The organism is Streptomyces sp. NPDC052107 (genome assembly GCF_040680215.1).
Lineage (GTDB): Bacteria > Actinomycetota > Actinomycetes > Streptomycetales > Streptomycetaceae > Streptomyces.
This window is the reverse complement of sequence record NZ_JBFAWG010000053.1, coordinates 26,692-52,599: the sequence shown is the minus strand read 5'-3', so window position 1 is coordinate 52,599 and position 25,908 is coordinate 26,692. Positions and strand designations below refer to the sequence as shown.

Genomic DNA, 25,908 nt, shown 5'->3' with positions numbered 1-25,908 from the left:
GTCATCCCACAGCAGGTCAGGCATCACGCCATGCTGCCTTGCCACTCACCGAAACGCAGGCCGATTCCCTTGACGAAACCCATAGGGGCACCCCCGGGAGCGTGATCGTGGCGGAAGCGTATCCGTACTGCGTTGGAACGGTGGGCGTGGTGCCGGCGACCGCACGTGCAGGGGTGGCGCGGGGGGCGGGCGCAGAACATCGGCGTGGGCCTCGGCCACGTGGTCGACCACTCGGGTCGGAATCCTTCGAAGAACTCGGGCGGCGACTCGATCCTGTTAAAGGTGGTCGTCGATGCGTTTCTGTACTGGGTGCGATGGGCGCGATGGGCGCGATGCGTGGCGCGACTTGGCTAGATCACGACACTACTTGCCGACGTTGACCTTCTCGTTGTCGAGGAGCGCGGTGTGGGTGGCTGCGGTGATGATCAGCAGCGCGAGAAGGAAACCGGGCACGGGGTTGTCGTCGTTGGCTTTGGGGCTGATGCCGATGGCGATGGAGAACACGGCGATCTCACCGATCACGTAGGTGATGGCGAGCCACGGCTTGATGACGCCCTTGACCGCGGCAACGACGAAGGGGACGGCGGCGGCCAGGCCGGCGCTGACGATCGGGACGAGTGTCCAGATGACTTTGGCCGGAGTGGAGGCGAACATGCGCGGCCGGATTGGGGCGAGTGGCTGATTGAGGTAGGGACTGACCATGGCTTCTCCAGGAACTAAGGGCGTGTGGAGGAAGTGTGCAGGAAGCGTGCGTAAGACGCAGGTGGTTCAGGAGAATTGACGCTCAGCAGTGACTGCCGCCGTTGGTCGCTTGGGTCGCTGCCATGCTCGGCGTAGGCCCGTCGTGCCTGGGGCAGCGCGCGCACAGTGCGAGCCAAGCCTGGTCGCCGTCAGGTGTACAGCTGTAGGTGAGGGTCTGCTGCACGATCGGGTGACATCTGAACTGGCTTGCCCTGTGAGGCGGGTGGGAAGGATGTCGCTGTGCCCAAGCCTTATCCGGAAGAGTTCCGCCAGGACGTCGTGCGGGTCGCGAGGAACCGCGGCCCGGGTGTCACGGTGGAGCAGGTGGCCACCGATTTCGGGGTTCACCCGATGACGTTGTGGAGGTGGATGCGCCAGGCGGATGTCGACGACGGGTCCAAGCCCGGGGTGACCAGCCAGGAGAGCGCGGAACTGCGGGAAGCACGTCGGCGGATCAAGCTGCTGGAGCAGGAGAACGAGGTCCTGCGCCGGGCTCCGGCCTATCTGTCGCAGGCGCATCTGCCGGGAAAAGGATCTACCCGCTCGTGAGAGAGCTGGCCGTGGACGGGGTGCCCGTCGCGGTGACGTGCCGGGTGCTCAAGCTCGCCAGACAGCCCTACTACCGCTGGCTGGGCAAGCCGGTCGCCGACGCCGTGCTGGAGGAGGCATATCGCGCGAACGCGCTGTTCGACGCCCACCGCGACGACCCGGAGTTCGGCTACCGGTTCCTGGCCCCTCTGCGCGAGTTGTGCGCAACCTCTTGGATTCGGCGACTCCCTTCGTTGCCGACTGCGGCGCCCCCGCTACCGTCCCCGCCATGGACTACCTAGCGATAACTGGCACCGTCGCCGCCGGCCTCAGCGCCGTGGCCGCACTCGGCTCGTGGATGGCAGCGCACCGCGCGAACAAGACCAGCGCCCAGGCGCAGGAGACTGGCGAGCGGGCCTTCCAGACCGCCGAGGCCGTGGCGCGCATCGAGCGCGACCGACGACACGAGGAGAGACGCCCACAGTTCGAACTGCGGCTGGAGCCGCGAGGGCCGCAGCACTCCATGCTGAACGTGCACCTACTCGGCCCTGATGAACTGGGCGAGGTCGAGATCGTCAGCATTCGCGTGGACGACGACGACAAGGACCGCACAGGGCTGATCTACGGCAGTACTCCCCGCGAGGACATCCTCAACCACGTCTGGAGGCCGCTCCGGTTCACACCGCGCGTTGACACCGCAGACGCACACGGGCGGGCCGTGGGCCCTGAAACCTTGCGGGTCGGCCGGGGTCGGCCGTTTCAGATGGAGCCCACTCGACCCGGCCACTGGATGACGGGGACCACAGCAGACCAGTGGCAGGAGGGGTATCGGGATCACCCGGTGCGCCTGATCATCACGTGCCGGGTCGGGTATGAGGAGTGGGTGTTGCCGCGGCATCTGCCGCAACCCGCCTTGGCGCCGCGCCTGAGCGCCTGACACGTCCGTGCTGCTTCGGCGGCCCTTTCTGGAGGGTGAAGTGGCGAACTGGTGGGTGCCCTTGAGAGGCGTGTTTCCCCCAGGTGTCCCCCGATGGGTTCAGGAGCTGCTAAAAGACCTGCTCAGGGCGGGCGAAGCCAGCCCGCTGTAAATCTGCCGTGGTGCGCACCTGGGGTACAGGTAAACGGCTTTGTCATGAGCCGCGGTCGGGGTGAATCTTGGTGTTCCCCCCGCGTCCGTTAGCCGACGGCGCCATCGCTCTCCCCTGCCTCCCCTCGCCAGCGGGCCAGCTGGTGCCCGGTGTTGAGGGTGTGGGGGTGGTCCGGGCCGAGGACCCGCACCTGGTCCTCCAGCAGTTCGGCGAGCGCGGTCGCGGCTCCGGCCGCATCACCTGCCTCCCCCCGCCACCGGGCCAGGTTGTGCCGGGTGTTGAGGGTGTGAGGGTGGTCCGGGCCGAGGACCCGCACCCGGTCCTCCAGCAGCTCGGCGAACGCGGTCGCGGCTCCGGCCGCATCACCTGCCTCCCCCCGCCACCGGGCCAGGTTGTGCCGGGTGTTGAGGGTGTGGGGGTGGTCCGGGCCGTGGACCCGGACCCGGTCCTCCAGTAGCTTGGTCGTCGCCTCCACGGCCCCGGCCGCATCCCCCGCCTCCCCCCGCCACCGGGCCAGCTGGTGCCGGGTGCTGAGGGTGTCGGGGTGGTCCGGGCCGACGACCCGCACCCGGTCCTCCAGCAGCTCGGCGAACGCGGTCGCGGCCCCGGCCGCATCCCCCGCCTCCCCCCGCCACCGGGCCAGGTTGTGCCGGGTGTTGAGGGTGTCGGGGTGGTCCGGGCCGAGGACCCGCACCCGGTCCTCCAGCAGCTCGGCGAACGCGGTCGCGGGCCCGGCCGCATCCCCCGCCTCCCCCCGCCAGTGGGCCAGTTTGTGCCGGACGGTGAGGGTGTCGGGGTGGTCGGGGCCGAGGACCCGCACGTGGTCCTCCAGCAGTTCGGCGAGCGCGGTCGCGGCTCCGGCCGCATCACCTGCCTCCCCCCGCCACCGGGCCAGGTTGTGCCGGGTGTTGAGGGTGTGGGGGTGGTCCGGGCCGACGACCCGCACCCGGTCCTCCAGCAGCTCGGCGAACGCGGTCGCGGCCCCGGCCGCATCCCCCGCCACCCCCCGCCAGTAGGCCAGGTTGTGCCGGGTGTTGAGGGTGTCGGGGTGGTCCGGGCCGACGACCCGCACCCGGTCCTCCAGCAGCTCGGCGAACGCGGTCGCGGCCCCGGCCGCATCCCCCGCCCACCCCCGCCAGTAGGCCAGGTTGCCGCGGGTGGTGGAGGTGTCGGGGTGGTGCGGGCCGAGGACCCGGACCCGGTCCTCCAGCAGCTCGGCGAGCGCGGTCGCGGCCCCGGCCGCATCCCCCGCCTCCCCCCGCCAGTAGGCCAGGTCATGCCGGGCGGTGAGGGTGTCGAGGTGGTCCGGGCCGAGCTGGCGGCGGGTGGTGGCCGCGAGGTGGTGAAAGTGGTCGACAGCAGCGGTGACTTGGCCGGACTCGCCGAGGCTGGTGCCCATGCGGTACAGAACCGTATGGACACCCGGCTGGTACAGGGCGTCTGCGGCGCAGCTGGTGAGGGCGGTGGTGTTGGCGCGCAGGGCCTGAGCGAGGGTGGTGTCGCGTTCTACGTCGGGCCAGGCCGCGAGGAGGGCGTCGGCGGCGGTGCGGGCGGCGGGGTGCTTGTGGTCGTCGGGGAGCCGTTCGCGGACGGCGCGTTGGATGAGCTCGTGCACGCGGACGGTCTGGTTTGGGGTGTGATCGATGAGGCTGAGTCGGTGCAGGGCGCGCAGGGCCCCCGTGGCATCTTCGCCTGTCGCCTCGGGGCGACGGTATCCGGCTCGCTCAGCGGTGAGGTGGGCGAGGGCGGGGGGGCTGGTCAGGACGGTTTCGGGGATGCCGTTGGGGTCCAGGAATGCGGCGAGTTGGAGCATGGGGCGGGCCAGGCCGGCGGGGGGCAGAGTGTCGGCGCGTTCGATGGACAGGGACCATGCGGCGGACATGGTGCGGGTCTGGTCGTCGGGCAGGACGGCGGGGGCGGCATCGGCGAGGGTGGCGGTGCGGTCGGCGAGCAGGGTGCGGTAGGCGGCTGCGGTCTGGCCGGAGTCGATGAGGTAGGCGGCGGCCTGGGACAGGGCCAGCGGCAGGTGTCCGAGGTCTGCGGCGAGCGCGGCGAGCTGCTCGTCGGGCTCGTGGCGGTCGTGGGCGGCCAGTGCCGTGGTGAGGTAGGCCAGCGCTTCGGTCCTGGTGAACAGTCCGACGTTGATCAGGCGTCGTTGGCGGCCGGTGAGGGCGGCGTCCCGGCGGCGGGTGGTGACCAGGGTGCGGCCGTGCGGGCTGGCCGGCGGCCACAGGCCGTGCAGAGCCTCCGGGTCGGCCACGTCATCCAGCACGATCAGCCACCGGCAGGGGCGCTGGTGGGGTTTGGGCTCCAGCCAGGCCACGAACTTCTCGGCGGCCGTCTCAAGGTCGTCGGTGTCGGCGGCCAGGACCTCCGCGGCGGCTTTCGCGTATCCGGTCACGGCGGCGCTGCGGGTGTCGGCGGTGATCCAGACCAGTACGTCCAGGGTGCGGGTCTGCCAGGCGGTGCGGGCGTAGTCGGCGGCGAGCTGGGTCTTGCCGACCCCGCCCATCCCGGTCAGCACCTGTCCACGCACGGTGTCCTGTCCCACCAGGACCGCGGTGTCCACCCCCGCGAGGGCCTGGCGCAGGCGGGCCGCTTCGGCCCGGTCCTGGAAGCAGTCCGCCCGCGGCGGGATCACCCCGACCTGGTGCGGCCACGGCGCCGGCGTGCGCGGCGCGGCATGCTCGTGCCGGTGCTGGTGGATCCCGCCGGCGACGAACCCGGCGGCGATACTGCCATCGCCCGCGATGACCTGCGAGTGCTGGGCGGTGGTGTACGGGGCGGTGGGTGGTGGGCCGGGAGTGGCGCCGGGTGCGGTCAGCCCTTGTCCGGACCCGGCTGCGAGGGGTTTGGCGCCGACCCGATCGTCACGTCCTCCATGCGCAGGGCGGCCGCCGACCCGCCCTCGGCACGGATGTCCACATTCCCGCCGACGGCCTGCCCGTCCCCGGACGCCGACACCCCGCCACCCGCGGTCCCGGCAGCCGCAGCCGCCTGCAGCTCCTCCACCAGGTTCGCCAGGGCCTGGGCGAAGCCCGCATCCCGCTCGGCGGCATCCTCCAAAGAATCCGTCAGCCGCCGCTGGGTGCGCTCCGAGAGCACCTCCCGGCCCTCACCGGCCTCCTCCGCAGCTCGTTGGAGCGCTGGATCCTGGCCGAGTTTGCGGCTGACCAACTCGTGCAGCCGGTCCATCCCCGCATCCAGCCCCCGGTCGACCTCGGCATCCGCCCGCCCCGCCACCCGCTGGGCCTTCCGGGCCAGCCAGGCGAACACATACCCCGCCGCGATCTCCACCCCCGGAACCACGACAACCCCCTCTGATCCAGCCGAAGACGACACCACGAACATACCCACACCCAGAGGCCCTGTCCCCGAAAGAGGTACGCGTCGGCTACCTGCGCCTCCTAGGTGTAAAGCATCCCAAAACTGCACGTGTCACCCAAATTCTCGCCGCTGCGCTGACCGCCATGGGAAGGACACATGAGGCGCAGCAGCTGACTGGCGGGAAGCCGAGAAGGGGCAAAGGCCGCTTCGGTCGTAAACGGCGGTAGTGAAGCAGTCATTGTCTGTAATATGCATGCAGGTCACGCTGGCGCGGTGGTCTGCTCTCAGCCCAGACACGGCACGGCATGAGTGCTGACGGCGGTAACGGTCTTTACTTGGTGGGGCAAGCGTGGGGCAACTTCGCCTTGCGGTGGCTCAAATTCCTGGTCAGAGGCAGACACGCGCGCGGTCTGTCAATGGGCCGGGCCGGTCTCCGGGCTGCCCAGGGCGGCCGGCAGAGTGGAGCCGTGGGTTTCAGCGAGGCAGGCTTGATGCATGAAGTCGCTCTTGCGCTCACCCCCGCGGCCAGGAGCAGGCGGTCATAGCCGGGTCCTCTTCACGCTGATGCAGTGTGTGCCCTATCTGATCGCGCTGGCCGTGCTGGTCATCGAGCTCACGCCTGCGCACTTCATCTATACCGGCCCCCTTCTCACCGCGGTCCCGGCGCTGGCGGCAGTGACGTTGGGGCCCAAGGGCACCACCGCGGCGGCGGCCCTCGCTCTGGCGATAAGCGTGACCACCGCGACCTATAACGGGGCATGGGGCACCCTGCAGGTCTACTCCAATTTCCTCGCTCTGGCCCTGGTCTCCGTGGCTGGTTTCATCGCCAGCCATGCTGTGCAGGAGCGCAGGCAGAGAGAGCTCGACCAGGTCCGCCGGATCGCCGTAACGGCCCAGGAGGTCGTGCTGCGGCCTGTGCCCGCGCGCCTGGGCCCAGTGTTGGCCGGCAGCCTGTGCCTTGCGGCTGGGACGGGGGCACAGGTGGGCGGTGATCTGTATGAGGCCGTGCAGACGCGGTACGGCGTTCGGATGATCGTCGGGGACGTCCGCGGCAAGGGGCTGTCCGCGGTGCGAGCCGTCGCGGTGGTGCTGGGTGCGTTCCGGGAAGCTGTGCACTATGAGGAGGACCTGCTCGACGTTATGAACCGCTGCGCGGCTGCGCTGCGACGGGAAGTCGCCGTGCCGGGTGCGTATGGTCAGGAGGTTCTGCTGGAAGGGTTCACCACGGCGCTCATCGCGCAGGTGCCGGACGAACCCGTGGTGCAGCTGGTCAACCGTGGACATCCACCACCGCTGCTGCTGCACCAGGGCAGGGCTACGCCACTGATGCCGAGCTTGCTGTCGCCGCCTCTCGGCCTCGAAGATCTCATCAACGACCTCCCCGTTAAGCCTGAGAGCTATGCGTTCATCCCCGGTGACCGTCTGTTGCTGTATACCGATGGTGTGATCGAGGCCCGCAACCGGGACAGCGAATTCTTTGCTCTGCCGGAGACCGTGGAGGGGATACGCGTCGACACCACCCCACCGGAATTCCTGGAGCGCCTGCACCAGGCGTTGATCCGTCACACCGGTGGCGATTTGGCAGACGATGTGGCGATGATCCTGGCTGACCGGTTCCACGGCCTAACAGAGCCATCGTCCGGTGGGGCGGACGTGGGGTGACAGTGGTTGTGGGCTGCGAAAACCGCAGTTCGAGGGGCGTCCTCCGCGGGGTCTGTAGATCTGCCGACCGCGCCAACTGGGCCGTCTCCGGGCCGTCTGAGGGTGGCCGATGACGGCCTCGGACAACCAATAACGATCAGGACGGCCCGGCATCCTGCCGGGCCGTCCTGGCTCGTATACCCAGCTAAACCCAGGTGTCCAGCCACATCCGCGACCGCCACGAGTCGATCGGGATGGCCGTGCCCGTGTACAGCGGCCAGAAGTAGATGTTCTGCCACGGCTTGACATCGACATACGCTACCCCCACCTGGAGGGCACGGCGAGGGCACAACGGCTTCGGACTGGTCCAACGGCAACCAACGCCAGCAAACATCATTTCGCCTGGTCAGCGACGTACCTTGACAGCCTTCGCAGATGATGCACGGAGAGGCGGCACCCCCGCACAGGGTGCCGCCTCTCCTCTTTCGTGCGCCGGAGCCGCCGCCGATCGGTGAGGGTCGGGGACCAGCGGCGGCTCCGGGGTCAAGTGGCCCGTGAGGGCCTAGCGGTGGTCGCTGCCCGCCGAGTTCGTCGCCGCCCGGCCTGCCTCAAGGCGGGCCACCGGGATGCGGAAGGGGGAGCAGGAGACGTAGTCCAGACCGACCTCGTGGAAGAAGTGGACGGACTCGGGGTCACCGCCGTGCTCGCCGCAGACGCCGAGCTTGAGGTCGGGGCGGGTACGCCGGCCCGCTTCCGCCGCCGACTTCACCAGGGAGCCGACGCCGTCCTTGTCGATCGTCTCAAAGGGGCTGACGCCGAAGATGCCCTTCTCCAGGTACGCCGTGAAGAAGGAGGCTTCGACGTCGTCACGGCTGAAGCCCCATACCGTCTGCGTCAGGTCGTTCGTGCCGAAGCTGAAGAACTCCGCCGCCTCGGCGATCTGGCCCGCCGTGAGGGCGGCTCGGGGGAGTTCGATCATCGTGCCGATCGCCAGCCTCAGCGCCGTACCCGTCGCCGCCTCGACCTCCGCGATGACCTTGTCGGCCTCCTCGCGGACGATCTCCAGCTCCTGGACCGTGCCGACGAGCGGGATCATGACCTCGGCGCGCGGGTCGCCCTTCGCGGACTTGCGTTCCGCCGCCGCCTCTGCGATCGCTCGGACCTGCATCGTGAACAGGCCGGGGATGACGAGGCCGAGACGCACGCCACGCAGGCCCAGCATCGGGTTCTGCTCGTGCAGGCGGTGCACCGCCTGGAGCAGGCGGAGCTCGTTCTCGTGCGGCTCCTGGCGGGACTCGGCCAGGGCCACGCGGACCGACAGCTCGGTGATGTCGGGGAGGAACTCGTGCAGCGGCGGGTCCAGGAGACGGATCGTCACCGGGAGGCCGTCCATCGCCTCGAAGAGCTCGACGAAGTCCTTCTTCTGGAGGGGCAGCAGCTCCGACAGGGCCGCCTCGCGCTCCTCCTCCGTGTCCGCGAGGATCAGCTTCTCGACCATCTCGCGGCGCTCGCCGAGGAACATGTGCTCCGTACGGCACAGGCCGATGCCCTGGGCGCCGAAGCGGCGGGCGCGCAGGGCGTCCTCGGCGTTGTCGGCGTTGGCGCGGACCCGCAGGCGGCGCTTGCGGTCGGCGAAGGCCATCATGCGGTGGACCGCCTCGACCAGCTCGTCCGCATCGTCGGCGCCGGGGTGCATCCGGCCCTCGAAGTACTCCACCACGGGGGACGGGACCACCGGGACCTCGCCCAGGTAGACCTTGCCCGACGAGCCGTCGATCGAGATGACGTCGCCTTCCTCGACGACGTGACCACCCGGCACCGTCATCCTGCGGCGCTTGGTGTCGACCTCCAGCTCCTCCGCGCCGCACACGCACGTCTTGCCCATGCCTCGGGCCACCACGGCCGCGTGGGAGGTCTTGCCGCCGCGCGACGTCAGGATGCCCTCCGCCGCGATCATGCCGTCCAGGTCGTCCGGGTTCGTCTCGCGGCGGACCAGGATGACCTTCTCGCCCGAGCGGGACCACTTGACGGCCGTGTAGGAGTCGAAGACCGCCTTGCCCACCGCCGCGCCGGGGGATGCGGCGATGCCGCGCGCCACCTGGTCGACCTTCGCCTGCTCGTCGAAGCGCGGGAACATCAGCTGGGCCAGCTGGGCGCCGGTGACGCGCTGGAGCGCCTCCGTCTCGTCGATCAGGCCCTGGTCGACCAGCTGGGTCGCGATACGGAAGGCGGCGCCCGCCGTGCGCTTGCCGACGCGGGTCTGGAGCATCCACAGCTGACCGCGCTCGATCGTGAACTCGATGTCGCACAGGTCCTTGTAGTGGTTCTCCAGCGTCTCCATGATCTGCATGAGCTGGTCGTACGACTTCTTGTCGATCGACTCCAGCTCCGCGAGCGGGACGGTGTTGCGGATGCCCGCGACCACGTCCTCGCCCTGGGCGTTCTGCAGGTAGTCGCCGTAGACGCCCTGGTGGCCGGAGGCGGGGTCACGGGTGAACGCGACGCCCGTGCCGGAGTCGGGGCCCAGGTTGCCGAAGACCATCGAGCAGACGTTGACGGCCGTACCGAGGTCGTGCGGGATGCGCTCCTGGCGGCGGTACAGCTTCGCCCGGTCGCCGTTCCACGAGTCGAAGACCGCCTTGATGGCGAGGTCCATCTGCTCGCGCGGGTCCTGCGGGAAGTCCCGGCCGGCCTCCTTCTTGACGATCTTCTTGAAGGTGGTGACCAGCTTCTTCAGGTCGGCGGCCTCCAGGTCGGTGTCGACCGTGACCTTCTTGGCCGCCTTGGCCGCCTCGAGGGCCTCCTCGAAGAGGTCGCCGTCGACGCCGAGGACGGTCTTGCCGAACATCTGGATCAGGCGGCGGTAGGAGTCCCAGGCGAACCGGTCGTCGCCGGCCTGCTTGGCAAGGCCCTGCACCGACTTGTCGGAGAGGCCGATGTTCAGGACGGTGTCCATCATGCCGGGCATGGAGAACTTGGCGCCGGAGCGGACGGAGACCAGCAGCGGGTCGTCGGCCTGGCCGAGCTTCTTGCCCATGCGGGACTCGAGGGCGTCGAGGTGCGCACTCACCTCGTCACGCAGTGCCGCGGGCTCCTCACCGCTGTCCAGGTAGACCTTGCAGGCCTCGGTGGTGATGGTGAAGCCGGGAGGGACCGGCAGACCGAGGTTGGTCATCTCGGCGAGGTTGGCGCCCTTGCCGCCGAGGAGGTCCTTGAGGTCCTTGTTGCCCTCGGTGAAGTCGTAAACGAACTTCACTACGTGGGGTTCTTTGTTTTCCGACACGGGTCTCGACTCCTTGAGGCCGCGGTGGCTGCCCTGACGGCGAGGAACATACCCAGATCGAAGGCACATGGGTACGTCCACTTGCGCGTCATGAGCCCGTAACCACTCGTCCGCCAGCGGATCGAAAGTCAAGGCTTGGCAAGCCAGCACCACCAAATGTCTTCACTTCTTGAACGCAGGCGCTCCTCGATAGCAGGTTTTTCGCTCAGATGAGCGGGGATCCCGCACGTCTGATTTCGATCGATGAACGATCAAGGGGTGGCACCCAGTGCCACCCCTTGAGGAAGTGCAGTCGCCCATGATCCGCTCATCTGAGCACAACCCTTATCAAGGGTGGCGAGAATCACGCTGCCACACCCCGCCGGATTTCACCATGCGGACCGCTTCCCGGTATCCGGAAACACCCACGTCACACGCCCGCGTCAGACACCCAGCACCCGCAGCCGCTCCTCCACCCGCTCCGGCGCGTAGAGGTGTTCCACGACCAGCGCCCCCGCTCCGATGAGCGCGGCCCGCTCCCCCAGCCGGGAGGTCACGACATGGAGGTGGGCCGTGGAGCGCGGCAGGGCCCGCTGGTAGAGGAGTTCCCGGACGCCGGTGAGGAAGGGCGTCCCGGCCAGGTCGCCCGCGATCATCAGCACCCCGGGGTTCAACAGGGTCACCACCGTCGCCAGGACGTCACCGACCCGCCGCCCGGCCTCCCGGGCCAGTGCCGCCGCCTCCGGATGCCCGGCAGCCAGCAGATCCCGTACGTCCGCGCCGGAGGCGGCCGGCACCCCGCTCTCGGCCAGCCGCCGGGCCACGGCGCCCCCGCTCGCGACGGCGGCGAGACAGCCGTACGAACCGCAGCGGCACAGCGCGTCCGCGCCGACCCGGATGTGCCCGATGTCGCCGGCGCCGCCGTCGATCCCCCGGTAGATCGAGCCGTCCACGACCACCCCGGCACCGATGCCCGTGGACACCTTGACCAGCACGAAGGCCGCGCAGTCGAGGTGGCCGGCGCGATGTTCGCCGTACGCCATGAGGTTGGCATCGTTGTCCACGAGGACCGGGACCGCCCCCGCGCCGGTGTGCTCGGTGAAGGCGCGGGACAGGCGACCCGTGATGTCGTAGCCGTCCCAGCCCGGCATCATCGGCGGCTGCACCACGCGGCCGGTGCCGGACTCCACCGGGCCGGGCACGGCGAGCCCGATGCCGCCGACCTCCGCCGCCGGGCGCCCGGCCTTCTCCAGCAACCGGTCGAACCAGTGGCCGAGTTCGCCGAGCACCGCCTCCGGTCCGTCCTCGACGACCAGGGTCCCCGCGTGCTCGGCGAGGATCTCGCCGGTCAGGGAGAGGACGGCCGCGCGGGCATGCCGGGTGTCCAGGTCGGCGGCGAGGACGACGGCGTGGGAGTCGTCGAACTCCAGGGTGATGGAGGGGCGTCCGCCGAGCGGCGAGTCGACCGGGCCGCCGGCGCCCTCGCGCAGCCAGCCGGCCCGGAAGAGGCGGTCCAGGCGCTGGCCGACGGTCGCGCGGGACAGTCCCGTCGCCTGCTGGAGCGCACCCCGCGTCACCGCCCGTCCGCTGCGGACCAGTTCGAGCAGCTCTCCGGCGCCGGCCGGACCGCCGCTCTTACCGACTCTTCCCGGATGTCCGGTCATGCGCACCCCCCTTGTGTTTCCCAAGCCTGCATTACATATTGAGTTTTGCGTGTTAAATAGACGTAACTCTACGACGGTTACCGCCAAACCCGGTCGGCACGGCCGGGCGTCTTCGTCTTCGGGGAGCCCCGAGTGGATCGCAGCACGCAGCTCACCGTCCGTCCCGCGGAGCCCGCGACGTACGAGACCGCGGGTGATGCCCCGGCCTCCGGCAGGTCCCTGCCCGTCCGGGCGGCCCAGGTGCTCGACGCGAACTGGACGGGCGCCTCGACGGTCCCCTCCCGGAACCTGTATCCGCACCAGTGGTCCTGGGACTCGGCGTTCATCGCGATCGGCCTGAGGCACGTCTCACCCCTGCGGGCCCAGACCGAGCTGGAGACACTGCTGGCCGCGCAGTGGGCCGACGGGCGCGTCCCGCACATCGTCTTCAACCCCTCCGTACCGCTCGACGCCTACTTCCCCAGCCCCGACTTCTGGCGCTCCTCCACCGCCGGTCGCGCGGCGGGCGCCCCGCGCACCGTACAGACGTCGGGGATCGTGCAGCCACCGGTACACGCGCTCGCGGCCTGGCTGGTGCACCGCGCCGACCCCGGGCTGTCGCGCGCCCGAGGCTTCCTGGCCCGGATGTACCCGCGGCTGGCCGCCTGGCACCGCTATCTGCTGCACCGCCGGGACCTGGGCGGCGCCGGGCTGGTGTCCGTGGTCCACCCCTGGGAGCAGGGTATGGACAACAGCCCCTGCTGGGACGCCCCGCTCGCCCGGATCGCCCCCGCCCCGGCCCGCTCCTTCCGCCGCGCCGACCTCGCCCACGGGGCGCCCGAGGACCGGCCGACGGATCTGGACTACGGACGGTACGTTCGGCTGGCCGCCGACTACCGGGACGCGGAGTACAGGGACGGGACGGGTGGGAGGCACGGGGACGGGACGGGTGGGAGGCACGGGGCCGGGACGGGTGGGAGGCACGGGGCCCGGGGCGGTGAATTCGCCGTGGAGGACCCGGCGTTCAACGCTCTGCTCATCGCCTCCGAACACGCGCTGGCCCGGATCGCCGAGGAACTGGGCGCGCCCGGCGCGGCACGGCACACACGCGCCGAACGGCTGACGGAGACGCTGGTGGAGCGGCTGTGGGACCCGGCGTCCGGCATGTTCCTGTGCCGGGACCTGCGCGCCGACGGACCGATCCCCGAGCGGAGCGTGTCCGGGCTGGTGCCGCTCCTGCTGCCCGGGCTGCCGCGCGAGGTCGCCGACGCGCTCGTGCGCACGCTGTGCGGGCCGCACTTCGGGCTCGGTGGGCGCACCCGGCTCGTGCCCAGTTACGACCTGCTCGGCGAGGCCTTCGATCCGCACCGGTACTGGCGCGGTCCGGCCTGGTTCAACACGAGCTGGCTGCTGGAGCGGGGCCTACGGGTGCACGGTGAGCGGGAGCGGGCCGACGCGCTGCGCGCGGCCGTGCTGCAGCTCGCCGAAGCCACCGGTTTCGCGGAGTACGTCGACCCGTACACCGGCGAGGCCTGCGGCGCGACCGGCTTCGGCTGGACCGCCGCGCTCGCCCTCGATCTGCACCACGAGCAGCACAAAGACCTTCTCAAAGGCGCCCGCGAGGGCGTGTCCGAGGCGGCCACCGGCACGTTCGACAGAAGTGAAGAAGGAGGCGACCGGGCATGACGGACCGGCATCATCTGCTCGTGCACGGGGCGACGTTCGCCGCCGTGGGCGACCGGGGCGACATCAGCGGGGTCCGGGGCGGCGGCTCCCCGGACGGGTTGTTCGTACGGGACGGCCGGCACCTCAGCCGCTGGCAGCTCACCGTCGACGGCGCCGTGCCCGAGGTGCTCACCCCGGTCACCGACGGTGACGCGGCTCGCTGTGTGCTGGTCCCGCGCGGCGGCCGGCAGGAACCTCCGGCGCACACCCTCTTCCGGCGACAGGCCGTCGGCGACAGCTCGTTCGTCGAGTCGCTCCGGGTGACCAGCAACCGCCCGGTGCCGACCACCGTCCGGCTCGCCATCACCGCCGACGCCGACTTCACCGACCAGTTCGAGCTCCGCTCCGACCACCGCACCTACGCCAAGCCCGGCGCCGTACGCTCCCGCGAAGTCCTCGACGACGGCATCGAGTTCACCTACCGGCGTGCCGAGTGGCAGTCCCGTACGACCATCACCGCCGACCCGGCCCCCGACGCCGTGGAGGAGACCGGCACGGGCGCCCGCCGCCTGGTGTGGACCCTCGACCTGGCACCGCACGGCACGACCGAGCTGCTGCTGCGGGTGATCGCCCGCCCGCACGGCGAGAAACGCGCCCTGCGCGTGCCCCGCGACCCGGCGTCGGTGGGCGAACAACTCCGCGCACTGGAAGGGCAGTTCACGGAAGGTGTGGCCTTCCCGACCGGCTGGCCGGAACTGGCGGCGGCCTGCGCGCGGGGCCTCGCCGACCTGGCCGCGCTCCAGGTGCCGGCGCGCGGGCCCGACGGCGAGGAACTGCGCGTCCCGGCCGGCGGCGCCCCCTGGTTCCTCGCCCTCCTCGCCCGGGACGCCCTGCTCACCTCCCTGTTCGCGCTGCCGTACCGCCCGGAACTGGCCGCCGCCACGCTCCCCGCGCTCGCCGCGACCCAGGCGACCGGCGGCGGCCCGTCCCCGCTCGCCCAGCCCGGCAAGATCGTGCACGAGGTTCGGCACGGCGAGCTGGCCCACTTCGGGCAGGTGCCGTTCGGGCGGTACTACGGCTCGGTCGACGCGACCCCGCTGTTCCTGATCCTGCTCGGCGCGTACGTCGAGCAGACCGGGGACACCGGCCCGGCCCGGCGCCTGGAGCCGCACGCGCGTGCCGCCGTCGGCTGGATGCTGGACCACGGCGGTCTGACCTCGCGCGGCTATCTCGTCTACCGCGCCGACGAGGGCGGCCTCGCCAACCAGAACTGGAAGGACTCCCCCGGCGCGATCTGCTGCGCCGACGGCACCCGGCCCACCGGCGCGGTGATGGCGGCGGGCGCGCAGGGCTACGCGTACGACGCGCTGCGCCGCACGGCGTGGCTGGCGCGGTCGGTGTGGGGCGACGAGACGTACGGCGCCCTGCTGGAGCAGGCCGCCGCCGACCTGAGGGACCGGTTCCAGCGGGACTTCTGGATGCGGGAGCACTCCTTCCCTGCGCTCGCGCTGGACGGTGAGGGTCACCGGATCGACGCGCTGGCGTCCGACGCGGGGCATCTGCTGTGGTCCGGCCTGCTGGACAAGGAGTACGGCGAGGTGGTGGGCCGGAGGCTGCTGGAGCCGGACTTCTTCTCCGGCTGGGGTGTGCGGACGCTGGCCGCGGGGCAGGCGGCGTACCACCCGCTGTCGTATCACCGTGGCTCTGTCTGGCCGCATGACAACGCGCTGATCACGTTGGGGCTTGCCCGGTACGGGCTGCACGACGAGGCCCGTGCGGTGGCGCATGCCCTGGTGGATGCGGCGGTGGTTGCCAGGCATCGGCTGCCGGAGGTTCTGGCCGGGTACGGGAGGGACACGCATCCGGAACCGGTGCCTTATCCGCATGCGTGTGTGCGGGAGTCACGGTCGGCTGCGGTGCCGCTCGCGCTGCTGACAGCGGTGGGGGGTGTGTAGCGCCGTTGTCGGGTGCGGGTGCGTGGGGGCTGGTCGCGCCCGCGCGGCAACGCCGCACATCGACACGGACCCGCGCCCCTCAGGTTGGTGCGGCTGGCGTTTGCCAGGTGTTTGCCCGGAGCTTGTGAACAGGCGTGGCGAAGTGGCCGTACGGGACGGCAGATCGGGTCTCGCAGGGAAGGACGCCGGGTTGTCCCAGGACATGAGCACGCGCGAATCAGCCGTAGCAGAAGCCGAAAAGGCCGAGCCGGAGCAGCCCGCCGTCCCTATACCCGGCCCGCGCCGCACCTTCCCGCGCCCCTGGACCGCCTGCTCGGCGTGGGCGCGGCGGTGGCGGGAGGCGCATCCGGCCGGCGCCCAGGCCCTGTCCGTCGGCATCACCGTGCTCGCCGCCGCCCTCGTCATCGCCGCGCTGGTGATGCCGAACACCGTGGTGCGGCTGGAGCCATCCGCGTTTGTGCGGATACCGGCGGAGGCGGTGATCGGGGCGGCCGTGATGATCGCGCTGCCACGTCGGCCGCGGGTGGTGCTGGCCGCCGTGTCCGGAGTGGCGCTGGGCGCGATGACCGTGCTGAACGCGCTCGACATGGGCTTCAAGCAATACCTCGGCCGCGGCTTCAACGTCGTCCTCGACTGGAGCCTGTTCGGCGACGCGGAGTCGTATCTGGAGGACTCCCTCGGCCGCACGGAGACCCTCGCGGCCGTGGCCGGGGTGATCGCCGCCGTGCTGCTCCTGTTCGTGCTGCTGGCGCTGGCCATGGTCCGGCTGAGCAATCTGCTCGCCCGTCACTCCGGCATCGCGACCCGGGGCACGCTGGTCGCCGGGGTGGTCTGGATCACCTGCTCCTCCCTCGGCCTCCAGATGTCCGGCGCACCGCTCGCCTCCGACAGCACCGCCACCGCGCTGAAGGCCCAGGTTCACCTGGTGTCGGCCACGCTCAAGGACGAGGCGGAGTTCCGGAAGGTCGCGAGGGTCGACGCCTTCGGGAACACCCCGGGCAGCCAGCTGGTCCCGGATCTGCGCGGCAAGGACATGATCTTCACGTTCATCGAGAGCTACGGCCGCAGCGCGATCGAGGACCCGATCATGGCGCCCGGCGTCGACAGCACGCTCGACGCCCGGACCAAGGCGCTGGCCAAGGCCGGCTTCCACGCCAAGAGCGGCTGGCTGACCTCGGCGACCTACGGCGGCAGCAGCTGGCTCGGCCACTCCACCACCATGTCGGGCCTGTGGATCAGCAACCAACAGCGCTACCGCACGGTCATGGCCAGCGACCACCTCAGCCTGACCGAGGCGTTCAAGAAGACCGGCGCGTTCGACACGGTCGGCGTCATGCCGGGCGTGCAGAAGGCCTGGCCGGAGCAGAAGTGGTACGGCCTCGGCAAGGTCTACAACGCCTTCGAACTCGGCTACAAGGGACCGAAGTTCAGCTGGTCGACCATGCCCGACCAGTACGCGCTGCAGCAGTACCAGGAGCGGGTGCACAGCAAGAAGCCCGCTGACGGCAAGGCGCGGATGTCCCTGCTCATCCTCACCTCCAGCCACCAGCCGTGGGCGCCGATCCCGAAGATGGTCGGCTGGGACCAGCTGGGCGACGGCTCGATCTTCAAGGGCATCCAGGCGGCGGGCAACAAACCGGCCGACGTCATCGCCGACACCACCAAGTCCCGCCAGGAGTACGGCAAGTCGATTCAGTACTCGGTGACCGCGCTGACCGAGTGGCTGACGCGCTACGGCAGCAAGGACACCGTGCTGGTCTTCCTCGGCGACCACCAGCCCATCGCCCGGGTCAGCGGCAACCACGCCAGCCGTGACGTGCCGGTCTCGATCGTCGCCAAGGACCCGAAGGTGCTGGACAAGATCGCCGGGTGGGGCTGGACGGACGGCCTGCGCCCCGCCCACAGCGCCCCGGTGTGGAAGATGAGCGCGTTCCGGGACCGCTTCCTGACGGCGTACGGCTCGACTCCGCACCCGAAGAAGGGCTGATCAGCCGCCGGAGGTGTCCAGCTCCGCGTCCTCGCTCAGGCCCGCGCAGTCGTACGGGTCCTTCAGCCAGCCGTCCGGCAGCACCACCCGGTTGTTGCCGGACGTACGGCCGCGGGGTCCGTCCGCGCCGGTCGGCCACGGCTGGTCGAGGTCCAGCTCGTCCAGCCCGGCCCGCAGCTCCTGGAGCGAGGAGGTGATCGCGAGCCGCCCCCGCATCTCCGAGCCGACCGCGAAGCCCTTCAGGTACCAGGCGACATGCTTGCGGAAGTCGACCACGCCCTTGGACTCGTCGCCGATCCACTCCCCGAGCAGGGTCGCGTGCCGGACCATGACGTCGGCCACCTCGCGGAGGGTCGGCCGGGCACTGCATCCATCAGTGCCTCCGGCCCGGGCCTGAAGCCGCCCCTCGAACGCCGCCACCAGGTCCGCGAACAGCCACGGCCGCCCCAGGCACCCGCGCCCGACGACGACCCCGTCGCAGCCGGTCTCCCGCACCATCCGCAGCGCGTCCTCGGCCGACCAGATGTCGCCGTTGCCGAGCACGGGGATCTCCGGAACGTGTTCCTTCAGCCGGGCGACGGCGTCCCAGTCGGCGGTGCCGCCGTAGTGCTGGGCGGCCGTGCGGCCGTGCAGGGCGATCGCGGTGACGCCCTCCTCGACGGCGATGCGGCCGGCGTCGAGGTAGGTGATGTGATCGTCGTCGATGCCCTTGCGCATCTTCATCGTGACCGGGAGATCACCGGCGCCGCTCACGGCCTCCCGGAGAATCGCGCGCAGCAGGTTCCGCTTGTACGGCAGGGCCGAGCCGCCGCCCTTCCGGGTCACCTTCGGGACCGGGCAGCCGAAGTTCAGGTCGATGTGGTCGGCCAGGTCCTCCTCCGCGATCATGCGGACGGCCTTGCCGACGGTCGCCGGGTCGACGCCGTACAGCTGGATCGAACGCGGCTGTTCGCTCGCGTCGAACCTGATCAGCTGCATGGTCTTCTCGTTGCGCTCGACCAGCGCCCGGGTCGTGATCATCTCGCTGACGAACAGCCCCTTGCCACCGCTGAACTCCCGGCACAGGGTGCGGAAGGGCGCGTTGGTGATCCCCGCCATGGGTGCGAGCACGACGGGCGGGGTCACGGCGTGCGGGCCGATGGAGAGCGGGTGGGTCATCAGACGGCTCCGGGACGGACGTACGGCACAGGGCAAGCACCCATTGTCCCTCACTCGGCCGACAGCCCGTCCCGCCGCTCCCTTCCGGCGCGGCTGGCGGGTGCGGGCAGTGGGCTCGCGGCCACGCTCCAGCAGTCGCGGGAGGCGCTGGCGGTGGTGCCGGCCGGTGCAGGCGTCGGGTCTGGTGGGGCTGGGGGCGCTTGGCCTTCGACTGCCCCGGGTACTGGGACAGCCACTGGACGGGGGCGACCGACCACGATTGATCGTGTAGCACACATCAATTAGGCATACTATTAGTTAAGCGCACTATCGAAATAAGCGTACGATTCCCTCCATGCCCGAGTTGAGCCCCCGCCGCCGTCTCCTCGTGCTCGCGATCTGCTGCATGAGCCTGCTGATCGTGAGTCTGGACAACACCGTGCTGAACGTGGCGCTGCCGTCCATGCAGCGCGATCTGCACGCCACCACCTCAGGCCTGCAGTGGACGATCGACGCCTACACGCTGGTGCTCGCCTCGCTGCTGATGCTCGCGGGCTCGACGGCCGACCGGATCGGCCGCAAGCGGGTCTTCATGACCGGCCTGGTGGTCTTCTCCATCGGATCGCTGCTGTGCTCGCTCGCGCCGAACCTGTCCCTGCTGGTGGTGTTCCGGATGGTGCAGGCGATCGGCGGCTCGATGCTCAACCCGGTCGCCATGTCGATCATCACCAACACCTTCACCGACGCCCGGGAACGGGCCCGTGCGATCGGCGTCTGGGGCGCGGTCGTCGGCATCTCCATGGCGGCCGGCCCGCTGGTCGGCGGCCTGCTGGTGCAGTCGGTGAGCTGGCGCGCGATCTTCTGGATCAACCTCCCGGTCGGCCTCGCGGCCCTCCTGCTCACCCTCCGCTTCGTCCCCGAGTCCCGCGCACCGAAGGCCCGCCGCCCCGATCCGGTCGGCCAGCTCCTGGTCATCGCCCTGTTCGGCTCGCTGACGTACGGGATCATCGAGGCGCCGGACTCGGGCCTGACCGCGGTGTCCCCGTTCATGGCGATCGCCTTCGTGGCCCTCCTCGGCCTGCTCTGGTACGAGCCCCGCCGCGCCGAACCCCTCATCGACCTGCGCTTCTTCCGCTCGGCGCCGTTCAGCGGCGCCACGGTGATCGCGATCAGCGCGTTCGCGGCGCTGGGCGGCTTCCTCTTCCTGTCCACTCTCTACCTGCAGAACGTCCGCGGCCTCGACGCCCTGCACGCAGGCCTGTGGATGCTGCCGATGGCCGCGCCGACCTTCCTGTGCGCCCCGCTGTCCGGCCGTCTGGTGGGCAGCCGCGGCCCCCGCCTGCCCCTGCTGATCGCCGGTGCGGCGATGACCGCGAGCGGTGTCCTCTTCGCGGCTTTCGAGGCGGAGACGTCGAACACCACCCTCCTCGTCGGCTACGTCCTGTTCGGCATCGGCTTCGGCTTCGTGAACGCGCCGATCACCAACACGGCCGTCTCCGGAATGCCCCGCGCCCAGGCCGGGGTCGCCGCCGCGGTCGCCTCCACGAGCCGGCAGCTGGGCCAGACGCTCGGCGTCGCGGTGATCGGCGCGGTCCTGGCCTCCGGCATCCACTCCTCCGCCTTCCGCGACACCTTCGTACCAGCGGCCCGCCCCGGCTGGTGGATCCTCACCGCCTGCGGCCTGTCCGTCCTCGTCCTCGGCTTCCTCACCAGCGGCCGCTGGGCCCACATGACCGCGGAACGCACGGCGGAGAAGCTGGAGTCGGCGGAGATCCGCCAGCCGGTGGGAGCCTCGGGACGCGGCTAGTGCCGTGACCGCGCGGGCCCCATCGGCCCCCTCGGATTCGTCAAGCCCTCGCGGTGGCCCCGCGGGCCATGGCGTACAGCCTCTCCAGGCGCTCGCGGGTCTCCTCGTCGGCCGGGGTGTACGTCACCATGCGGGCGCCCTGTTCGGGGCCGAGCCAGAGGTCCGTGTGCTCCAGCTTGAGGTGGCCCACGTGGGCGTTGAGGAACTCCTTGGTCTTGGTGCGGGCGGCGACGACCTCGTAACGCTCCCAGTTCTCGCGGAAGTCGGGGGATTCCGTCTGCAGGCGCTTCAGCAGCATCTTCCAGGCCGGCTCGCCGAGATGACCGGCCATGGACGCGCGCAGCCGGGCGGCCATCAGGCGCTGGGTCTGCTCCAGGTGGACGACCGACGACTGCCAGTCCTTGTTGGTGTACGTGAGGAGGATGCAGTTGCGGTCCTCCGCCGGTATCGCGTCCAGGTCGCTGAGGAGGCGGCCGTAGGTGAGGTTGTAGGCGAGGATGTCGTACCGGCTGTTCTGGATGCAGGCCGGGATCGGCTCCAGCTGGCGCAGCATCGCGCGCAGGGCCGGGGTGACGCTCGGGCAGCTCGCGGCGGGCGTCGGATCGACGGCGCCGGCCAGCTGGAAGAGGTGGGCGCGTTCGCCGGCGTCCAGCATCAGGGTGCGGGCCAGGGCGTCCAGCACCTGCACGGAGACCTGGATGTCGCGGGCCTGTTCGAGCCACGTGTACCAGGTGACGCCGACCGCGGAGAGCTGGGCGACCTCCTCCCGGCGCAGTCCCGGCGTACGGCGCCGGGTCCCGCGCGGCAGGCCCACCTGCTCAGGGCTGATGCGCTCGCGGCGGCTGCGCAGGAATGCGGCCAGCTCGTGCCGCCGGATCTCCGAGCCCCGGGTCGTCGGCTGTGGGGCGGGCGTCTTGCGGTCCGTGGCCATGGTGGTCATGGTCTCCAGGGTGCCTGCCCCGTCATCCTGTTGCCAGGTACTTCTTGTACCAGGATGAGGACACTCTGGTACCAGTCTGTGTGGCGGCGCAGGCTCGACGGCATGAGTGAAACCGTCACCACCCCGGCCGTCCGTGCGACGGCCGCACCACCCGCACTCGGCGGGATCGGGCTGTTCACCGTACTGCTGGCCGCGGCACTGCCGCTCGTCGATTTCTTCATCGTCAACGTCGCCCTGCCGACCATCGGCACCGACCTCGCCGCGAGCGAGGCCGTGCTGGAGCTGGTGGTGGCCGGGTACGGCGTCGCGTACGCCGTACTGCTGGTGCTCGGCGGGCGGCTCGGGGACCTGTTCGGGCGGCGCCGGCTGTTCCTCGGCGGAATGGCCGCGTTCGGACTGACGTCGCTGGCCTGCGGGCTGGCGCCCGACGCCTGGAGCCTGGTCGCGGCACGGGTCGCGCAGGGCGCCTCGGCGGCCGCGATGCTGCCTCAGGTGCTCGCCACCATCCAGGCCACCACCCGCGGCGCGCGCCGCGCGAAGGCCATGAGCCTGTACGGCGCGACCGCCGGACTGTCCATGGTCGCCGGGCAGATACTCGGCGGGGTGCTCGTCGCCGCCGATGTCGCCGGGACCGGCTGGCGCGCGGTGTTCCTCGTCAACGTGCCCGTGGTCGCCCTCGGTCTGCTCCTCGCCGTGCGGGTCGTACCGGAGACCCGGTCGCAGCACCCCGAGCCCGTCGACGGGCCCGGCACGGTCCTGCTCGCGGTGTCCCTGCTGACGCTGCTCGCGCCGCTCACCGAGGGCCGGGCCGCGGGCTGGCCGCTGTGGACGTGGCTGGCGCTGGCCGCGTTCCCGTTCGCCGCCGGCGCGTTCTGGGCCGTGGAGCGGCAGGCGGACCGGGCGGGACGGACCCCGCTGGTGCCGCCGAGTCTGCTGGCACTGGCCTCGCTGCGGCGCGGTCTGATCCTGATCCTGCCGTTCTCGATCGGTTTCAGCGGGTTCATGTTCGTCATCGCGCTGGCCCTGCAGAAGGGCGCCGGGCTCGGTCCGGTCTCGGCCGGGCTCGCGCTCGCGCCGATGGCCGTGGTGTTCCTGTTCACCTCTCTCGCCGGGCCCCGGCTGACGGCCCGTCACGGCACCCGGGTCGTCACCGCCGGCTCGGTGGTCCAGGGTGTGGGCGTGCTGCTGATCGTGCTGGCCGCCTGGCGGGACTGGCCGCACCTGGATTTCGGCTCGCTGCTGCCGGGCGCCGCCGTGGCCGGTGCCGGGCAGGCGCTCCAACTGCCCAACGTCTTCCGGATCGTGATGTCCGAGGTGCCGCCGGCCCGGGCCGGTGTCGGCAGCGGTGTGATGGTCACCACCCAGCAGTCCGCGCTCGCCCTCGGCGTGGCCACGCTCGGCACCCTGTTCCTCACCCTCACTTCGAGCACGGGCATGCGGGACGCGCTGGTCATCACGCTGCTGGTGCAGTTGGCCGGGGTCGTCCTGACCGGACTGCTCAGCCTGCGGCTGCCGCGGGAGGTCGGCTGAGCCGGGGCCGGGCCGGGACGGCTCCGGCCACGGCTTGGACAACTCCATGTGAAGCTCCCCCTGTTGATGTTCGTCTTGCTGCACACTCCTGTCCCGGCCGGGGTGTGCCACAGGAGTCGAGGAGACGTGAGGCGTCATGCCGCAGGGCAACAGCACGAGCAAGGTCAGCCGCTGGGACCAGCACGGCCGGGAGCACGTCGTCCGGGTACAGCGCACGGGGGTGCAGCGCACGATCAGATGCGACACGTGCGGCTGGCGCAGAGGCGCCCAGTTCCTGCCGTGGCTGAAGGCCGAGGAGCATCTGGCCGAGGCCCATCAGGCGACGATCGATCCGGCGGCGGACCGGCAGCCCTCCCGTTGAGCGCGCGGGTCCGAACAAGGTCCCGGACATCCGTGCTGACCTGCGCATTTGCCTGATCGGACGACCGGTTACACAGCGTCCCAAGTGGCCGACGGAGCGAAGTCGGGTCAGCCTGGGAGACGTCCGATCGAGCGACAAGGAGATGACCATGACCTCCGCACCCCGCCACCGCCGCTACGGCCGCGCCCTCGGCGTCGGCACCCTGTCCGTGGCGCTGCTCTCCGGCGGTACGGCCGGAGCCTTCGCCGTGACCAGCGCGCAGGCCCCCGCCCCCTCGCCGACCCGCAGCAGCATGCTGCCCGTCAGGCCCCCGATCACCGGCACCGGCAAGCCGAGCATGAAGCCGTCGCGGGCCCCGGCCGCGATGGGCTCGATCACCCTCTCGGCCAACCGCAAGGTCATCAAGGTCGGGAACACCGTGGTGTTCACCGGTCGGGTCACGGGCGTGAGGTCCGGCTCCACGCTGGTGCTCCAGCACATGCACAACGGCAAGTGGACCACGCTCAATTACAGCGCGGTCGTCAGCAAGAGCGGCCGCTACACGATCAAGCGGACCTTCACCGACAAGGGCACCCATCAGCTGCGGGTGATGAGCAAGTCCAGCACGATCCACTCCTCGCCGGTCACCGTGAAGGTGAGCTGAGCCCTCGTATCAGCAGGTCCACCACGGCCGTGAACTCCTCGTCGACGCCGGGAGCGGTCCACTCGCGGGCGTAACAGGGGTCGTGGAAACGGCCGGTGGCCTGGAAGACGGCTCGGGCAGCGGCGGCCGGGTCGAGCACCGGGAAGGTGCTCGACCCGGCCCCGTCCGCGATGATCCGGGTCAGCTGCGCGGTCAGGTCGGCGATGTGCTCGCCGACCGCCGTGCCGTTCTCGTCGGTCAGCACCGTGTAGGTGGCGAAGAGTTCGGGGTCGTCGCCCGCCTTGTGCCGCTTGGCCTCGAACAGCGCCGCGAGCCAGGCCCGCAGCCGCTCCTCGGGAGTGCCGTCCATGGTGACGATGACGGCCAGTCTCTGAGACGTCCGGTCCAGCCAGCGCTTGGTGACGGCCTCGCGCAGGGCCGCCTTGGTGCGGAAGTGCCGGTAGACACTGCCGTGGCTGACGCCGAGTGCGCGGGCCACGTCGACCACGGTGGCCTTGGCGGGGCCGTGGCGGCGCAGCACCTCCTCGGTCGCTTCGAGGATGCGCTCGGCGGTCAGGGTCTCGGTGGGCGGTGCCATGCCTTAGACCGTACCCGGAGCCACGGTCAGCGCTCGCTGTCGAGGTGTGCCATCTGCGCGGTCGGGTAGCGGTCGCCGGCCGCCGCGTCCGCCGGCACGGCCTCCTCGATCGCCGCCAGGTCGGCCGCCTCCAGGGCCACGTCCAGCGCGCCCAGCGACTCGCCCAGCCGCTCGCGGGTACGGGCGCCGACCAGCGGCACGATGTCGTCGCCTCGGGAGAGCACCCAGGCGATGGCGATCTGCGCGACCGTGACGCCCTTCTGCTCGGCGATCTTGCGCAGGGCCTCGACCAGGTTCAGGTTGTGCTGGAGGTTCTCGCCCTGGAAGCGGGGCGAGTGGGCGCGGAAGTCGTTCGCGGCCAGTTGCCGGTCACGGGTGAAGTGGCCGGAGATCAGGCCGCGGGACAGCACGCCGTACGCCGTGATGCCGATGCCCAGCTCACGGGTGGTCGGCAGGATGTCCCGCTCGATGCCCCGGCTGATCAGGGAGTACTCGATCTGCAGGTCGGTGATCGGGGCGGTGGCGGCGGCCCGGCGGACGGTCTCGGCGCCGACCTCGCTCAGGCCGACGTGCCGGACGTACCCCTTCTCGATCAGTTCGGCGATCGCGCCGACGGTCTCCTCGATCGGCACGTCCGGGTCGATCCGGGCGATCCGGTAGACGTCGATGTGGTCGACGCCCAGGCGCTGCAGGGAGTAGGCGGCGAAGTTCTTCACGGCGGCGGGGCGGCCGTCGTAGCCGACCCAGTTGCCCTCCGGGTCGCGCAGGGCGCCGAACTTCACGCTGGTCAGGGCCTGCTCACGGAGGGCGGCCGGGGCGGTGCGCAGGGCCTCGCCGATCAGCATCTCGTTGTGCCCCATGGCGTAGAAGTCGCCGGTGTCCAGCAGGGTGACGCCCGCTTCCAGGGCGGCGTGGACGGTCGCGATGGACTCCGCGCGGTCGGCGTCGCCGTAGAGCGCGGACATGCCCATGCAGCCGAGGCCGAGGGCGGAGGTGTGGGGGCCGGTGGTTCCGAGGGTTCGGGTTCGCATCGTCATGGCTCCACTGTTGCATGACAGCTGACAGATTTCAATATC

20 protein-coding genes are annotated in these 25,908 nt (G+C 70.8%); 11 read left to right on the top strand and 9 right to left on the bottom strand.

Going from position 1 to position 25,908, the window contains the following annotated elements:
• Nucleotides 1-363 precede the first annotated feature (363 nt).
• Nucleotides 364-702 (bottom strand): hypothetical protein, encoded by a 339-nt coding sequence (locus tag AB0M27_RS34500; RefSeq protein WP_365727699.1) that lies wholly within the window; start codon nt 700-702, stop codon nt 364-366.
• Nucleotides 703-981: 279 nt separating this feature from the next.
• Here AB0M27_RS34500 and AB0M27_RS34495 point away from each other — a divergent pair, with 279 nt between their 5' ends.
• From AB0M27_RS34495 to AB0M27_RS34485, 3 genes are read left to right on the top strand one after another with little or no spacing between them, the layout of a single operon-like run.
• Nucleotides 982-1,290 (top strand): transposase, encoded by a 309-nt coding sequence (locus AB0M27_RS34495; RefSeq protein ID WP_365727697.1) that lies wholly within the window; start codon nt 982-984, stop codon nt 1,288-1,290.
• Nucleotides 1,287-1,571: a hypothetical protein gene (locus AB0M27_RS34490; RefSeq protein WP_365727696.1), complete on the top strand. Its 285-nt coding sequence runs from the start codon at nt 1,287-1,289 to the stop codon at nt 1,569-1,571. The genes AB0M27_RS34495 and AB0M27_RS34490 overlap by 4 nt, the downstream gene beginning before the upstream one ends.
• Entirely contained in the window at nt 1,559-2,206 is a 648-nt protein-coding gene (locus AB0M27_RS34485; protein WP_365727694.1) for a hypothetical protein, read from the top strand. The genes AB0M27_RS34490 and AB0M27_RS34485 overlap by 13 nt, the downstream gene beginning before the upstream one ends.
• A 239-nt stretch (nt 2,207-2,445) precedes the next feature.
• On the opposite strand, the gene fxsT is transcribed toward AB0M27_RS34485, so the two are convergent.
• Both fxsT and AB0M27_RS34475 read right to left on the bottom strand, forming a co-directional pair.
• On the bottom strand, nt 2,446-4,998 hold the full coding sequence (gene fxsT / locus AB0M27_RS34480; RefSeq protein WP_365727693.1) for an FxSxx-COOH system tetratricopeptide repeat protein: 2,553 nt from the start codon (nt 4,996-4,998) through the stop codon (nt 2,446-2,448).
• Between the two features lie 179 nt (nt 4,999-5,177).
• Entirely contained in the window at nt 5,178-5,666 is a 489-nt protein-coding gene (locus tag AB0M27_RS34475) for a hypothetical protein (RefSeq protein WP_365727690.1), read from the bottom strand.
• Between the two features lie 582 nt (nt 5,667-6,248).
• Here AB0M27_RS34475 and AB0M27_RS34470 point away from each other — a divergent pair.
• Complete coding sequence (locus AB0M27_RS34470) at nt 6,249-7,346, top strand: PP2C family protein-serine/threonine phosphatase (RefSeq protein WP_365727705.1); 1,098 nt, start codon at nt 6,249-6,251, stop codon at nt 7,344-7,346.
• A 541-nt stretch (nt 7,347-7,887) separates the two neighbouring features.
• On the opposite strand, the gene ppdK is transcribed toward AB0M27_RS34470, so the two are convergent.
• Together ppdK and AB0M27_RS34460 are read right to left on the bottom strand one after the other, a co-directional pair.
• The gene (ppdK, locus tag AB0M27_RS34465) at nt 7,888-10,608 is read right to left on the bottom strand and encodes a pyruvate, phosphate dikinase (RefSeq protein WP_365727688.1); all 2,721 of its coding nucleotides are present in this window, start codon (nt 10,606-10,608) and stop codon (nt 7,888-7,890) included.
• Nucleotides 10,609-11,030: 422 nt separating this feature from the next.
• Nucleotides 11,031-12,251, bottom strand: a complete 1,221-nt coding sequence (locus tag AB0M27_RS34460; protein ID WP_365727687.1) for an ROK family protein — start codon at nt 12,249-12,251, stop codon at nt 11,031-11,033.
• Nucleotides 12,252-12,383: 132 nt separating this feature from the next.
• Between AB0M27_RS34460 and AB0M27_RS34455 the strand changes: the two genes are divergently transcribed.
• From AB0M27_RS34455 to AB0M27_RS34445, 3 genes are all read left to right on the top strand, one after another.
• Entirely contained in the window at nt 12,384-13,916 is a 1,533-nt protein-coding gene (locus AB0M27_RS34455) for a hypothetical protein (protein WP_365727685.1), read from the top strand.
• Complete coding sequence (locus AB0M27_RS34450) at nt 13,913-15,850, top strand: glycogen debranching N-terminal domain-containing protein (RefSeq protein ID WP_365727683.1); 1,938 nt, start codon at nt 13,913-13,915, stop codon at nt 15,848-15,850. Before AB0M27_RS34455 ends, AB0M27_RS34450 begins: the two co-directional genes overlap by 4 nt.
• Before the next feature lie 418 nt (nt 15,851-16,268).
• Entirely contained in the window at nt 16,269-17,837 is a 1,569-nt protein-coding gene (locus AB0M27_RS34445; RefSeq protein ID WP_365727703.1) for a CDP-alcohol phosphatidyltransferase, read from the top strand.
• On the opposite strand, the gene dusB is transcribed toward AB0M27_RS34445, so the two are convergent.
• Nucleotides 17,838-18,995 carry a tRNA dihydrouridine synthase DusB gene (dusB, locus tag AB0M27_RS34440; RefSeq protein WP_365727681.1) on the bottom strand — a complete coding sequence of 386 codons (1,158 nt, stop codon included), beginning with the start codon at nt 18,993-18,995 and terminating at the stop codon, nt 17,838-17,840. It abuts the gene before it with no gap.
• A gap of 334 nt (nt 18,996-19,329) precedes the next feature.
• Here dusB and AB0M27_RS34435 point away from each other — a divergent pair, with 334 nt between their 5' ends.
• Entirely contained in the window at nt 19,330-20,781 is a 1,452-nt protein-coding gene (locus tag AB0M27_RS34435; RefSeq protein ID WP_365727679.1) for an MFS transporter, read from the top strand.
• Between the two features lie 40 nt (nt 20,782-20,821).
• On the opposite strand, the gene AB0M27_RS34430 is transcribed toward AB0M27_RS34435, so the two are convergent.
• A complete protein-coding gene (locus tag AB0M27_RS34430) occupies nt 20,822-21,721 on the bottom strand; it encodes a helix-turn-helix transcriptional regulator (RefSeq protein WP_365727677.1) in 900 nt (299 codons plus the stop codon).
• A gap of 102 nt (nt 21,722-21,823) precedes the next feature.
• Between AB0M27_RS34430 and AB0M27_RS34425 the strand changes: the two genes are divergently transcribed.
• From AB0M27_RS34425 to AB0M27_RS34415, 3 genes are all read left to right on the top strand, one after another.
• Entirely contained in the window at nt 21,824-23,251 is a 1,428-nt protein-coding gene (locus AB0M27_RS34425) for an MFS transporter (protein WP_365727675.1), read from the top strand.
• 136 nt (nt 23,252-23,387) lie between these two features.
• Nucleotides 23,388-23,612, top strand: coding sequence for a hypothetical protein (locus tag AB0M27_RS34420; RefSeq protein WP_365727673.1), 225 nt, complete (start codon nt 23,388-23,390; stop codon nt 23,610-23,612).
• Nucleotides 23,613-23,760: 148 nt separating this feature from the next.
• The gene (locus AB0M27_RS34415; RefSeq protein ID WP_365727671.1) at nt 23,761-24,255 is read left to right on the top strand and encodes a hypothetical protein; all 495 of its coding nucleotides are present in this window, start codon (nt 23,761-23,763) and stop codon (nt 24,253-24,255) included.
• On the opposite strand, the gene AB0M27_RS34410 is transcribed toward AB0M27_RS34415, so the two are convergent.
• Both AB0M27_RS34410 and AB0M27_RS34405 read right to left on the bottom strand, forming a co-directional pair.
• Nucleotides 24,236-24,832, bottom strand: a complete 597-nt coding sequence (locus tag AB0M27_RS34410) for a TetR family transcriptional regulator (RefSeq protein ID WP_365727670.1) — start codon at nt 24,830-24,832, stop codon at nt 24,236-24,238. The genes AB0M27_RS34415 and AB0M27_RS34410 overlap by 20 nt on opposite strands.
• Before the next feature lie 26 nt (nt 24,833-24,858).
• Complete coding sequence (locus AB0M27_RS34405; protein ID WP_365727668.1) at nt 24,859-25,869, bottom strand: aldo/keto reductase; 1,011 nt, start codon at nt 25,867-25,869, stop codon at nt 24,859-24,861.
• Between the last annotated feature and the right edge of the window lie 39 nt (nt 25,870-25,908).

Excerpts from the sequence above, each read along its gene's own strand:
- AB0M27_RS34420 (WP_365727673.1), top strand. The coding sequence starts at position 23,388 with ATGCCGCAGGGCAACAGCACGAGCAAGGTCAGCCGCTGGGACCAGCAC.
- AB0M27_RS34405 (WP_365727668.1), bottom strand. The coding sequence starts at position 25,869 with ATGACGATGCGAACCCGAACCCTCGGAACCACCGGCCCCCACACCTCC.
- AB0M27_RS34460 (WP_365727687.1), bottom strand. The coding sequence starts at position 12,251 with ATGACCGGACATCCGGGAAGAGTCGGTAAGAGCGGCGGTCCGGCCGGC.
- AB0M27_RS34470 (WP_365727705.1), top strand. The coding sequence starts at position 6,249 with ATGCAGTGTGTGCCCTATCTGATCGCGCTGGCCGTGCTGGTCATCGAG.
- AB0M27_RS34430 (WP_365727677.1), bottom strand. The coding sequence starts at position 21,721 with ATGACCACCATGGCCACGGACCGCAAGACGCCCGCCCCACAGCCGACG.
- AB0M27_RS34445 (WP_365727703.1), top strand. The coding sequence starts at position 16,269 with ATGCCGAACACCGTGGTGCGGCTGGAGCCATCCGCGTTTGTGCGGATA.
- dusB (WP_365727681.1), bottom strand. The coding sequence starts at position 18,995 with ATGACCCACCCGCTCTCCATCGGCCCGCACGCCGTGACCCCGCCCGTC.
- AB0M27_RS34415 (WP_365727671.1), top strand. The coding sequence starts at position 23,761 with ATGACCTCCGCACCCCGCCACCGCCGCTACGGCCGCGCCCTCGGCGTC.
- AB0M27_RS34485 (WP_365727694.1), top strand. The coding sequence starts at position 1,559 with ATGGACTACCTAGCGATAACTGGCACCGTCGCCGCCGGCCTCAGCGCC.
- AB0M27_RS34410 (WP_365727670.1), bottom strand. The coding sequence starts at position 24,832 with ATGGCACCGCCCACCGAGACCCTGACCGCCGAGCGCATCCTCGAAGCG.
- AB0M27_RS34435 (WP_365727679.1), top strand. The coding sequence starts at position 19,330 with ATGCCCGAGTTGAGCCCCCGCCGCCGTCTCCTCGTGCTCGCGATCTGC.
- AB0M27_RS34500 (WP_365727699.1), bottom strand. The coding sequence starts at position 702 with ATGGTCAGTCCCTACCTCAATCAGCCACTCGCCCCAATCCGGCCGCGC.
- AB0M27_RS34425 (WP_365727675.1), top strand. The coding sequence starts at position 21,824 with ATGAGTGAAACCGTCACCACCCCGGCCGTCCGTGCGACGGCCGCACCA.
- AB0M27_RS34450 (WP_365727683.1), top strand. The coding sequence starts at position 13,913 with ATGACGGACCGGCATCATCTGCTCGTGCACGGGGCGACGTTCGCCGCC.